This window comes from Synechococcus sp. H70.2, assembly GCF_047462275.1.
Classification (GTDB): Bacteria; Cyanobacteriota; Cyanobacteriia; order Thermostichales; family Thermostichaceae; genus Thermostichus.
In genome coordinates this window covers 1-11,163 of record NZ_JANSIU010000014.1, presented here as the reverse complement: position 1 = coordinate 11,163, position 11,163 = coordinate 1, and the positions used below count along the sequence as shown (strand labels likewise).

At 58.5% G+C, this 11,163-nt stretch carries 10 protein-coding genes; 7 read left to right on the top strand and 3 right to left on the bottom strand.

The window, feature by feature from the left end; translation table 11 throughout:
• Nucleotides 1-12: 12 nt before the first annotated feature.
• The 3 genes from NW822_RS10955 to NW822_RS10945 all read left to right on the top strand — a co-directional run bounded on the left by NW822_RS10955 (nucleotide 13) and on the right by NW822_RS10945 (nucleotide 3,976).
• Complete coding sequence (locus NW822_RS10955; RefSeq protein ID WP_414404467.1) at nucleotides 13-1,686, top strand: ATP-binding protein; 1,674 nt, start codon at nucleotides 13-15, stop codon at nucleotides 1,684-1,686.
• Nucleotides 1,687-1,714: 28 nt separating this feature from the next.
• Nucleotides 1,715-2,284, top strand: a complete 570-nt coding sequence (locus NW822_RS10950; RefSeq protein WP_414404454.1) for a hypothetical protein — start codon at nucleotides 1,715-1,717, stop codon at nucleotides 2,282-2,284.
• Between the two features lie 291 nt (nucleotides 2,285-2,575).
• The gene (locus tag NW822_RS10945) at nucleotides 2,576-3,976 is read left to right on the top strand and encodes an RNA-guided endonuclease InsQ/TnpB family protein (protein ID WP_414404453.1); all 1,401 of its coding nucleotides are present in this window, start codon (nucleotides 2,576-2,578) and stop codon (nucleotides 3,974-3,976) included.
• 1 nt (nucleotide 3,977) lies between these two features.
• Here NW822_RS10945 and NW822_RS10940 read toward each other — a convergent pair whose 3' ends face one another.
• On the bottom strand, nucleotides 3,978-5,195 hold the full coding sequence (locus tag NW822_RS10940; RefSeq protein ID WP_414404452.1) for a M20 metallopeptidase family protein: 1,218 nt from the start codon (nucleotides 5,193-5,195) through the stop codon (nucleotides 3,978-3,980).
• Nucleotides 5,196-5,256: 61 nt separating this feature from the next.
• Nucleotides 5,257-6,042 (bottom strand): 1-(5-phosphoribosyl)-5-[(5-phosphoribosylamino)methylideneamino]imidazole-4-carboxamide isomerase, encoded by a 786-nt coding sequence (hisA, locus tag NW822_RS10935; protein ID WP_414362667.1) that lies wholly within the window; start codon nucleotides 6,040-6,042, stop codon nucleotides 5,257-5,259.
• A 61-nt stretch (nucleotides 6,043-6,103) separates the two neighbouring features.
• Between hisA and NW822_RS10930 the strand changes: the two genes are divergently transcribed.
• A complete protein-coding gene (locus NW822_RS10930; protein WP_414404451.1) occupies nucleotides 6,104-7,450 on the top strand; it encodes a 16S rRNA (cytosine(967)-C(5))-methyltransferase in 1,347 nt (448 codons plus the stop codon).
• Between the two features lie 20 nt (nucleotides 7,451-7,470).
• The gene (locus tag NW822_RS10925) at nucleotides 7,471-8,280 is read left to right on the top strand and encodes a TrmH family RNA methyltransferase (protein ID WP_414404450.1); all 810 of its coding nucleotides are present in this window, start codon (nucleotides 7,471-7,473) and stop codon (nucleotides 8,278-8,280) included.
• On the opposite strand, the gene recA is transcribed toward NW822_RS10925, so the two are convergent.
• Nucleotides 8,277-9,407 (bottom strand): recombinase RecA, encoded by a 1,131-nt coding sequence (gene recA, locus NW822_RS10920; RefSeq protein ID WP_414362670.1) that lies wholly within the window; start codon nucleotides 9,405-9,407, stop codon nucleotides 8,277-8,279. The genes NW822_RS10925 and recA overlap by 4 nt on opposite strands.
• 173 nt (nucleotides 9,408-9,580) lie before the next feature.
• On the opposite strand from recA, the gene lgt reads away from it, so the two are divergent.
• Nucleotides 9,581-10,456 (top strand): prolipoprotein diacylglyceryl transferase, encoded by an 876-nt coding sequence (gene lgt, locus NW822_RS10915; RefSeq protein WP_414404449.1) that lies wholly within the window; start codon nucleotides 9,581-9,583, stop codon nucleotides 10,454-10,456.
• Nucleotides 10,431-11,114, top strand: a complete 684-nt coding sequence (tsaE, locus tag NW822_RS10910; protein ID WP_414404448.1) for a tRNA (adenosine(37)-N6)-threonylcarbamoyltransferase complex ATPase subunit type 1 TsaE — start codon at nucleotides 10,431-10,433, stop codon at nucleotides 11,112-11,114. Before lgt ends, tsaE begins: the two co-directional genes overlap by 26 nt.
• Nucleotides 11,115-11,163: the final 49 nt, after the last annotated feature.

Below are 11,163 nucleotides of genomic sequence, written 5' to 3'. Positions count from 1 at the left end.
TCACTCATTTCCATGGAAAGTTCCCTTTCCCTAGCGGAGGATACTCCAGAGGTGATCGGTACTGTTAAGGGCCCTGGTGAGACTCCCAACCAATATGTGTTTATTACCTCCAACACCCAAGCAGTCAAGGTGGGCGATTTTGTCTATTACGAAGTGCGGGATACTCAACCCCAACCTTTAAAAATCCTGGGTAGAATCACCCAGGTCCAGCTTCTGGATCACATCCCCGACCGCATCTTTGCCGACACGGAGATCGACCCCAGCACCATCGTGGCTCTGGTCGGCTTTACCCATCCCAACCCGGAGATCTACGCCGTAACCGTTGAAGTTATCGGCTATTTTGATCGGGCCATGGGCTTTATTAACCCCCGTCGCCCTCCGGATCCCGGTGCCAAGGTCTTTTTAGCTCCCAATTCGCTCTTGAAGTCAGTCTTGAACAAGCGGGGGGAAACGGAAGTTGGCGGGGCCCATTTAGGCAGCCTGCTGCTGCGCGAGGAGGGAGCGGTGCCTGTGGTACTGGATGTCAGGGAGATGGTTAGCACTCATCTGGCCATCTTAGCGGGGACGGGATCCGGCAAGTCCTACACGGCAGGAGTTTTAATTGAAGAGCTATTGTTGCCCAAAAACCGGGCTGCCGTTCTTGTTTTTGATCCTCACGGAGAGTACCATACACTGGCAGAGATACAATCTCACCCCAAGTTTTTGGGTGAAGATGGCTACCGCCCTAAAGTCAAGGTTTTCTACCCCAAAGGAATTAAGATTCGCGTCTCCTCCCTTAACTTCTTCGATATCCTGGCCCTACTGCCGGAGACCACCGACCGACAGAAATCTGTCCTAAAGAAAGCCTTTGACAAGGTTACTCAGTTTGATTCAGAGCGTTGGACAATCCAGGATCTAATCGAGGCTGCCTACGAAGTGGATTCCAAGGAAGATGGATCCCAGGGATCCTCCGCCCCTGCTTTGGAGTGGAAGCTGGAACAGATCGATCGCTCTCCCTATTTCAGCACTGTGGAACATCTGGCTCCGCGAGACTTGTTTGAGCCAGGGCAGGTGACCATCTTACAAATGTACGAGATCAGCCAGGAAGAGCAGCAAGTCATTGCCGCCGCCATTTTGCGCCAGGTCAATTCCGCCCGCATCAACACCCAAAAGAAAAAGGTCCGACCTGGAGATGAGAACTACCTGCCTTACCCCGTTTTCATCTTGCTAGAAGAAGCCCACCGCTTTGCTCCTGCCCACGAGCCCTCCCGCTGCAAGCAGGTGTTGCGTACTATTCTCAGTGAAGGACGCAAGTTTGGTCTGGGGGTTGGACTAATCACGCAACGGCCTGGCAAGCTGGATTCAGATATCCTGTCACAATGCATGAGCCAATTTTTAATGCGAATTGTCAACCCTACTGACCAGGAAAATTTACGCCACAGCGTCGAGGCTGCCGGCCGGGATCTGCTCCAGGAACTGCCGGCTTTAAGCAAGGGCCAGGTGATTGTCTCTGGCGTGTGCATCAATACCCCTGTTTTGTGCAAGGTGCGGAGGCGCTACACCCAGCACGGCGGTGAGACGGTGGATATCCTCAGCTCATGGCAAGCTTACTTTCAGCCCCACCGACACCAGGATCGCCTGGCCGAATCTGCCCCCCTCAAGCCCCGTCCTCGACCGCAAGTGGTGGATGGATTGAGTATCGACTAGTCAGCAGGTTGGTTTTGGGGCAAGCAGGATGAGGAAACAGGCCCTTTTGCCAAGTTGGCTGCGCATCACGGCTGCAGTTCTGCTGGGATCCAGCCCTGCCTATGCCCAGTTGCGGCTGATTCCTGAAGCGGCGCGGCGGGTGTATGAAGTTCTGCCGGATCTACCCTTGGAAAACACCTACATCCCCATTAACCCCAATGACGGCGGCCCTCCAGCCGAAGAAGACACCTTGGTGCGGCGGATGATGCTCTATCACCTGCAGGTGGCCGGGCGTTCCCCCACCGATCGCTTTGATTGGCAACTGACGCTGGCTGACTATTGCGACGCCAACGAGCCAATGGTTGCCCAACAGTATCCCGGCGCCGAGCGCCTGACGGTCAACCCCTACGCTCAGGACAAAGCTGCTGTGCAATCCCTAAGCCGCCAGCAGCGACAAGCCCTGCTGCGGGCACTGGTGCTGGCCTTTGGCGGGGATCCTGACCCTAAGCCTCTGTACATTCCTCCTGACTTGAAGACTGTTCCCACCCTTCCCACCCCAGAACCCATGAAACCCTTGCTGCTTCCTGGCAGGGGAGAGGCTGATCTGCTAAGGCCCTAGGATTTCCCTAAGGAAGAGGGGAGCCAAGAATCGATGTCACGAAGCCAGGTTTTAACGTAAGGTGCGGAATTCCCCACGGTCTATACGGTGGGGAGGGATAGCACCCTCTGACTGATTCTGGTTCTAGGGAGCAAATCATGCCAAAGCCTAGCCCTTCCCAATACACTTTAGTGACCAGTATTTTGTTACAAACACTACGTGCAAGTGAATTCTAAAAACTGCCTCAGCGTCGCTTCTGAGTCTGCCATTCTCGATGCTACACTTGCTGTGGCTTCGACTAAGTCACAAAAGGTGACTGAAACTGTACTGGTAATCAGGCGGCAGACCTTTCGGCTGTACCCCAACAAAACCCAAGAGCGGGCCTTGTTGTCTGCCCGCCGTTTGCACTGCTACCTCTACAACGCTTGCGTTGCTCACCGACGCTATGAGTACCGACGCAACCGCCGGACGGTTACTTACCTTGAGCAGCAGAACCTTCTGCCAGAGTTCAAGCAGGCGTGGCCGGAGTTTGCTCAACTCCACGCCCAATCTCTACAAGCTACAGTTAAGCGGGTAGATTTTGCCTATCAGCGTTTCTTCCAAGGGCTAAGCAAAAAGCCCAAGTTCAAGTCGATCAAGCGGTACTCCGGCTGGACCTATCCCAGCACTGCGGGGTGGAAAGTAGCCAGCAACGGTAAGCACGGTAGCGTTACCCTCAATGATCTGGGCCTCACCCTGAGGATGCGAGGCAAAGCTAAGGACTGGGGGAAACCTACCACACTAACTATTGTCTACAAGCCAACTTTACGGCAGTGGTATGCTTCCTTCACCGTAGAGGTGGAAGTACCTCAGCCTAAGTTTGGTTCTCAGTCAGATTTGAAGTATGAATCTATCGTTGCCTACGATTTGGGCACCGAAACGGCCATAACCTTATATGACGGAAGTGAGTTCTATGAGGTTGCTAATCCTCGGTTTACGCAGAGGAGTGAGGAGAAAGTTCGCAAGGTTGCCAAGCTCAAACGGCGGAAGCGTGCACCTAGGAAGGGGGTGAGGGCTTCTAGGAGATGGAAGAAAATCAACCGACTGGAGGCCAAGCTCAAAGCCAAGGTTGCCCGTCAGCGTAAAGACTGGCAACACAAGGTTACCTCAGAGATTGCGCGTCGTTATGACAAAGGACTCCGTCCCGCTAACGCGAGCGGGGTAACGGAAAAGCTCAACGTCAAGGGCATGACCCGTCAAGCTAAGGGTAAAGAGAAGAAGCGCAAGGCCGGACTAAACAAGTCAATTTTGTCGGTAGGTTTTGCAACCCTCAACCGGCTGCTGACCTACAAAATTGAGCAGAAGGGCGGTCTGGTCTTGTTTCTTCCTACGCAAACCCTCAAGCCGTCTCAGCGCTGTCCGCAGTGCGGTGCTGTTCACAAGGAGTGGGCAGACCTGAGTCATCGCTACCATGTCTGCCTTGCTTGTGGTTTTGCGATACCGCGGGACAGGGGGACGGTGATGGTACTGTACAACGTTGCTACTAATTGGACTCCGTCCCGCTGTCGCGAACAGCAACCGGGGCTGGGAACCCGCCTCGTTAGTCTTGGATGCTTCAGCTCTACTTCACAGACCCGGTACACGGGATCTATGAAGCAACTGGGGCAGAGGAAGAGACAAAAATCTCGCCGTAAAGCGGATGGGGAAACCCCACCCGCCTGCGCGGTGGGGTAGTTCATTCCAAAGTCTTGCCAGTGTAGTTTTCAATGCAGCGCAGAAACAGCTCCACGCCGATGCTGAGGGCGGCTTCATCAAAGTCAAAGCGGGGATGGTGATGGGGATAGTCCAGCCCCTTGGCAGGGTTGGCGGATCCCAGGAAAAAGTAGCAGCCGGGCACCTCGTTGAGGAAAAACGAGACATCTTCCCCGCCCAGGGTCATCTCAGGAACGATCGCGGCTTCTGAACCAAACACTTGGCGGGCGGCTTGTTCTACCAGGGCTGCCATGGCAGGGTCATTGTGAACCGCCGGATAGCCCCGCTCGTACTGGAACTCGTAGGTGGCCCCGTAGGCTTGGCAAATACCGGCCACGATTTCTTCAATACGCCTTGCCATTAAATCCCGCACTTCCGCCTGAAAGCTGCGCACGGTGCCCCAAATCTCTGCCCTGGGAGCGATGACGTTGAAAGTGTCGCCAGCGCGGAAGCGGCCCACCGTCACCACCGCCGGCTGCAGCGGATCCACGTTGCGGGAGACGATGGTCTGCAAAGCGCTCACAATGTGGGATCCGACCACAATGGTGTCCACTGTCTGCTGGGGAAGGGCGGCATGGCCACCTCGCCCAATGACCTCGATTTGAAAGCGATCGGCAAAGGCCATTAAGGGGCCGCTTTTGACGCCAATGGTGCCCAGCGGACGGTTATTCCACAGGTGGAGAGCCAGGAGAGCTTCCACCTCCGGGTTCTTCAGCACCCCTGCTTCTACCATTGGCTTGGCACCACCGGGACCCTCTTCGGCGGGCTGAAAGATGACCTTGACAGTACCTCTGAGGCGGTGGCGGCGCTGCTGCAGCAGCTTGGCCGTGCCTAGGGCAATAGCCATATGGCCGTCATGACCACAGGCGTGCATAACGTTAGGGACAGTGGAACGGTATTCCACCTCATTGGCTTCATGGATGGGCAGAGCATCCATGTCGGCCCGCAGCGCCAAGACCGGCCCTGGCTCTTCGCCTGTAATAGTGGCTACGATGCCGGTGCGGGCAATGCCGGTCTGGTGCGGGATCCCCCAACTTTTTAAGCGCTGGCTAATGTAGGCAGCGGTTTGCTTTTCCTGGAAGCCCAGCTCTGGGTATTGATGCAGGTGGCGCCGCCAGGTCACCAGTTCCCGCTGGAGGGCTTGAACAGCAGGACGAAGAGCAGGAAAGGACATGGTAAGTTCGAACAGAATGGACAACATTATGGCAGTGCCCTCTGTTGGCTGCAGGGAGCTGCCTAGCGGGAGGGCTTTCACTCGCTATCTAGGCCCATAGGGATCCCTTTGCTGGCGGCAGATCTTGCCAGCGGCCTGGCCCGACGGCGCGCAACGCCTCCGGCAGGGAGATGGCTCCTGAGTAAAGGGCTTTGCCCAAAATAACTCCCGCCAGCCCGGAGAGGCTAAGCAGGGCAAGCAAATCGGTAAGCGAGCCAATCCCACCGGAAGCGATGACAGGCAGGCGGGAAACAGCCAGGACCTGCCGCAACTGCTCCAGGTTGGGGCCGGCTAAGGTGCCATCCCGGCTGATGTCGGTGTAGATGATCCCTGCAACCCCTTGCGCTTCTAACCGTTGCACTAGCTCGGTGGCTTGCAGGGGGGTGGTGTTCAGCCAGCCGCGGGTGGCCACTTGCCCTTGGCGGGCGTCGATCCCCACCCAAATCCGGCCAGGCAAGGCCTGCGTCATCGCCTCTAAGGTGTTGGGATCCTCTACAGCTACAGTGCTGACAATTATCCGATCCACCCCCAACTCCAGCAACTGCCGCGCCCGTTGCAGGGATCGGATCCCACCCCCCACCTGGACTGGGATGGCGACCTGGCGGACGATGCGCTCTATGATGGGTAGGTTGACCGGATCCCCACTTCTGGCCCCGTCCAAATCCACCACATGCAGGCGGGGAGCCCCCTGAGCTGCCCAGGCCTCGGCCTGTTGGATAGGGTCGTCAGCCACCTGCTCCGCCTGGGCATAGTCTCCCTGGTAGAGGCGCACAGCGTGGCCCTGCAGGAGGTCGATGGCGGGGATTACCTCTAAAAAGGCATGGCGGTAAGGCATGATGAGATCCCCTAGGGAGCTTCACCAGTATCGCCCAGGAGGGGGAGAAATTGGGGCGACTATGAACGCGCGTCAGCTGGCTCTGCTGGCTCTACAGAAGATTGAGCGACACAATGCCTACGCTGACGTGGTGCTAGAGCACCTGTTGGCCCGCAGCCACCTGATCCCTGCCGACTGCCACCTGGTCAGCGAACTGGTGTACGGGGTTACCCGCCGCCGCCGCACCCTCGATGCCCTGCTGGACTGCTTCGCCCGCCACCCTGCTCATAAGCAGCCTCCGGACTTGCGGCTCATTCTCCACCTTGGCCTCTACCAACTGGCCTTTTTGGATCACGTTCCGCCCAGGGCCGCCATCCACACCAGTGTGGAACTGGCCCGCCAAGTGGGTTTGGGATCCCTAGCGGGGGTCGTGAACGCCATCTTGCGCGCCTACCAGCGGCAAGTCCTGGAGCAGCCGGAAAGGGATCCCCTCAAGCCCTTACAGGGCACTCTGCCAGCCGACCCAATTCAGGCTTTGGGGATCCGGCACAGTTTTCCCGACTGGCTGGTGCGCCTGTGGTGGGAGCGCCTAGGGCCGGCAGAGACCGAGCAGTTGTGCGCCTGGTTCAACCGAGCCCCCCACCTGGATCTGCGGGTGAATCCCCTGCGGGTAGGGATCGACAGGGTTATCCAAGCCTTTGCAGAGGTGGGGATCCCAGCTGCTCCCATCCCCGATGTGCCGGGCGCCCTACGGCTAGGGCGGCCTGCCGGCGATATCAGGGCCCTGCCCGGCTTTGCCCAGGGCTGGTGGAGTGTTCAGGATGCCAGCGCCCAGCAGGTGGTGCATTGGCTGGATCCCCAGCCAGGGGAACGGGTGATCGACTGCTGTGCCGCCCCCGGCGGCAAGACCACCCACATGGCCGAGCAGATGCAGGATCGCGGCGAGATTTGGGCTTTGGATCGCCACCCCCACCGCCTGCGCCGTCTGAGGGAAAATGTCCAGCGCTTGGGCTTGAGCTCGATCCGTCCCCTGGCCATCGACCTATTGGCCTTGAGCACTGCCACCGAGCCTCCTGCTCCCCTGCCCCCCTGGCAAAGCGCTGACCGAGTGCTGCTAGATGCCCCCTGCTCGGGTCTGGGCACCCTGCACCGCCATGCCGACGCCCGCTGGCGCCAAACCCCAGAGCAGATCCCAGAGTTGGCCCACCTGCAGGCTCAGCTTCTGCAAGTAGCAGCCCGTTGGCTAAAGCCGGGTGGGCTGTTGGTGTATGCCACCTGCACCCTGCACCCTGCTGAAAACGAGGAAGTTATCCAGTCTTTTCTCAAGACCCACCCCAGTTGGGCGCCAGAAGGGGATCCCTTGCTCATCTGGCCCCATCGGCAAGATCGGGATGGGTTTTTTATCCAGCGGCTGCGCCGGCGCGATTAGGTCCTCCCTGCCCTCTCCCCATGGCTGCTGAGCTACTCACCAGCCCCAAGAACCCCTGGATCCGCAAGTTGCGGCAGCTGCATTGCAGCAAAGGCCGGCGGGAACAGGGCGCCTTTTTGGTGGAGGGATCCCACCTCCTCGAAGAGGCCCTACGGGTCGGCTGGCCCCTGCAGGCTCTCTGCTACACGCCCGAGTGGGCTGAGCGTCACCCTCAATTGCTAGCTAACCTGCCCAGTCACCTACGGCGGCAGGCAGTCAGCCCAGCGGTCCTAGCGACGCTCTCTACCACTGAGTCTCCCCAAGGAGTCGTGGCTGTGGCCATCAGGCGGCCGAGCCTTCCTCCCCCCTTGTCGGAAGTACGCTTGGGCCTTGTGGTAGAAACCCTGCAAGATCCAGGCAACTTGGGATCCCTGATCCGCGTTGTAGCTGCCGCAGGAGCCGATGGCCTCTGGTTAAGTGCAGGCAGTGTTGATCCCGAAAACCCCAAAGTCCTGCGGGCTTCTGCCGGCCAGTGGTTTCGCTGCCCGCCCCAGGTTCTGCCCGACTTGACCGCCTGGCTCCAGGCCTGTCGCCGCCAGGGGATCCAAATCTTGGCGGCTACCCTCTCCCCCACTGCCACTTGTTACTGGGATCAAGATCTCACTCGCCCCACCCTTTTTCTCCTGGGCAACGAAGGAGCCGGTCTAAGGGAAACAACTCTCCACCAAGCCGATGCCCAGGTGCGAATCCCCATGGCCGAGGGCGTCGAATCCCTCAACGTGGCCATGGCGGGCGGGTTACTCCTTTACGAGGCCCTGCGCCAGCGGCGATCCCAAGGAAACAGCAGCTAGCCGCTCCCCCAGAACTCCTCCTCGGCAAAGACCGCTTCTTCTTCCTGCTCTCCCTCCTCTACCCCTGCTGGGCGGCTGGCAGAAACTGTCACCCCCGCCGAAAGCTTTTCTCGCACAGCCGCTTCCACTTCCGCTAGCAGCTCCGAGTTTTCCTTTAAGTAAACAACCAGATTGTCTCGCCCTTGAGCAACATTTTCCTCCTTGTAGCTGTACCAAGAGCCGCGCCGTTTGAGAATGCCCATCTCCTCGGCCAGATCGATAATGCAGCCGATATTGGAGATCCCCTGGCCAAAAATGATGTCAAATTCCGCCCGCCGAAAAGGTGGGGCAACCTTGTTTTTCACCACCTTGACCCGCGCTCGGATCCCGTATTCTTCTGACCCTTTTTTCAGAGTTTGTACGCGGCGAATATCCAGCCGCACCGAGGCATAGAACTTGAGGGCGTTGCCCCCTGTGGTGGTTTCCTGCGGCCCATAGCCAACGCCGCTAATTTTGGAACGCAACTGGTTGAGGAAGAGAACAATTGAGCCCGTCTTGCTGACGCTGCCTGCAATCTTGCGCAGCGCTTGGCTCATCAGTCGGGCTTGCAGCCCCAGATGAGCATCTCCCATGTCTCCCTCTAGCTCAGCTCGAGGAACCAGCGCCGCTACCGAATCCACCACAACGATATCCACCGCCGCAGAGCGCACCAGTTGGTCGACAATTTCCAGGGCGGCCTCCCCTGTATCCGGCTGGGAAATCAGCAGATCCTGGATATCGACCCCCAAGGCTGCCGCGTAGGCTGGATCCAGAGCATGTTCCGCATCCACAAAAGCAGCGGTTCCCCCTTGTTTTTGCACCTCGGCAATCGCGTGTAAGGCAAGAGAGGTTTTTCCCGACGACTCCGGCCCAAAGATTTCGATGATGCGCCCCTTGGGGTAGCCGCCGCCCAAAGCCAAATCAAGGGTAAGGGCACCACTGGGGACAGTCTCCACCCGCATCTGGGTGGCATCCCCCAGGCGCATGATTGCCCCTTTGCCAAAATGGCGTTCAATCTGGCCCAGCACCTGCTCTAGAGCTTTGCGTTTCTCTGCCTTCAGCCTGTCCAAGTCATCACCGTTGCTTGCGCCGGCAGCTTTGCGGGCCATGGCCAGCACCCTCCCCCAGCAGTTGCGGTGAGAAGTTGAGCCTGCATTCTAGCTCGGCAGGCTGCTGGGAGACCAGACCAAAACAAGTCAGCTAAGCTCCCCTCACCCTTTGGGAGAGGGGCTGGGGGTAGAGTGGGCTAACAAGGATCTGCGTCAAGAAGGCAGCTGTGTTCATGACTTTGGTCTTACGCTCCCCCGGCCCCCTTGTGTTTAGCTGGGGACCCTTTAGCCTGCGCTGGTATGGCCTACTAATCGGCCTGGCAACCGTCTTGGGCCTTTTTCTAGCTCGTCACCTGGCAGCGCGGCGTGGCCTTTCCCCGGAGGTCATGCCCCACCTGCTGCTGTGGCTGGTCGCGGGATCCCTGCCCTTTGCTCGCTTGTACTATGTGGTCTTTGAGTGGGAGCGATATCGAGATGGCCCTTGGTGGAAAGTTTTAGCCCTTTGGCGGGGAGGCATGGCCATCCACGGCGCTTTGCTAGGCGGCAGTATAGCCCTCTACCTCTTTGCCCACCGGCATCGGCTGAACTTCTGGCTGCTGGCCGATTGCATCGTTCCTTCTCTCAGTCTTGGTCAGGGGATTGGACGGTGGGGCAACTTCTTCAACAACGAGGCCTACGGAGAGGTGTTGCCTCCAGACAGTCCTTTGTGGGTGCAACTGCAGCTTCCTGACGGCTCTCGAGTACATCCCACCTTTTTGTACGAATCCCTCTGGAACTTCAGCCTCTTTGGGATCCTGCTCTTTTTGAGCTATCGGCGTCAGCCTCCGCCTGGTAGCCTCCTAGGTCTCTACCTGCTGGGGTACAGCCTTGGACGTTTCTGGATCGAGGGGCTACGCACCGACAGCCTCATGCTGGGATCCCTGCGGGTAGCTCAGGCAGTCAGCTTAGTCCTTGTCGGGGTTGGCTTGGCTTTGATAGGGACAGCTCAAAGACGCACTCCTGTACAAGGGGATGGGAGGGCCTCCTCAGCTAACCCCTCACTAGCAATCCCCGCTCCTAAGCTCCTTGAGAAGGAGATCCCAAATGGCGGATCTATCGATCACAAATGAAGGGCTTTGGCAGGAAGCCTTTCCTCTAGTCCTGCCGTCTGCTGCTGCCACCCAATCGCTAGCAGCTCTTCTGGGGCAAACTGCCACTCGCCTTCTCACCTCCCCAGGCCAGTGGCCTGCTTCCCCTCGGGCGGTTAGGGCCGACTCCACCGCCGGGCTTGTTATTCTTCTTGGGGGCAGTCTAGGCAGCGGCAAGACTACCTTTGTGCAGGGACTGGGGCAGGGATTGGGGATCCCTGAACCTATCGATAGCCCCACCTTTGTGCTGGTGCAGGAATACCGCACGGGACGGATCCCTCTCTTCCATTGCGATCTCTACCGCCTGGGGCCTGCCTCTACTGCCTGTGCCAGTGAGGTAGAGCTTTCGGCTTTGGAGGAGCTGGGGCTGGAAGAGCTTTGGGGCCAGGTTGGGATCACTGCCATCGAGTGGCCTGATTACCTTCCCTACTTGCCTCCAACGTATCTTTGGCTACAGCTAGAGTCCCATCCGCAGTCGGAGGGATCCCGCTTGCTATACGTCAAGGGCAAGGGGTTCGAGACGGCCCAGCTTTGGCAGCAGGTGCTTTCTCAGCTCCCTCGACAAGACACCGAAGGCAGAGAGGCAGTTACCTACAGTGAGCAATCGGAAATTCTAAAAAACCCGCTTTGGGGTACTTGACGTTGAGGGGTGGTGTGGGATAGGGTAGTGAAGCGCTGACAAGGCCACC

Coding starts and splice junctions, on each gene's coding strand:
- NW822_RS10955 (WP_414404467.1), top strand. CDS start 13: ATGGAAAGTTCCCTTTCCCTAGCGGAGGATACTCCAGAGGTGATCGGT.
- NW822_RS10950 (WP_414404454.1), top strand. CDS start 1,715: ATGAGGAAACAGGCCCTTTTGCCAAGTTGGCTGCGCATCACGGCTGCA.
- NW822_RS10940 (WP_414404452.1), bottom strand. CDS start 5,195: ATGTTGTCCATTCTGTTCGAACTTACCATGTCCTTTCCTGCTCTTCGT.
- hisA (WP_414362667.1), bottom strand. CDS start 6,042: ATGCCTTACCGCCATGCCTTTTTAGAGGTAATCCCCGCCATCGACCTC.
- NW822_RS10930 (WP_414404451.1), top strand. CDS start 6,104: ATGAACGCGCGTCAGCTGGCTCTGCTGGCTCTACAGAAGATTGAGCGA.
- NW822_RS10925 (WP_414404450.1), top strand. CDS start 7,471: ATGGCTGCTGAGCTACTCACCAGCCCCAAGAACCCCTGGATCCGCAAG.
- recA (WP_414362670.1), bottom strand. CDS start 9,407: ATGGCCCGCAAAGCTGCCGGCGCAAGCAACGGTGATGACTTGGACAGG.
- lgt (WP_414404449.1), top strand. CDS start 9,581: ATGACTTTGGTCTTACGCTCCCCCGGCCCCCTTGTGTTTAGCTGGGGA.
- tsaE (WP_414404448.1), top strand. CDS start 10,431: ATGGCGGATCTATCGATCACAAATGAAGGGCTTTGGCAGGAAGCCTTT.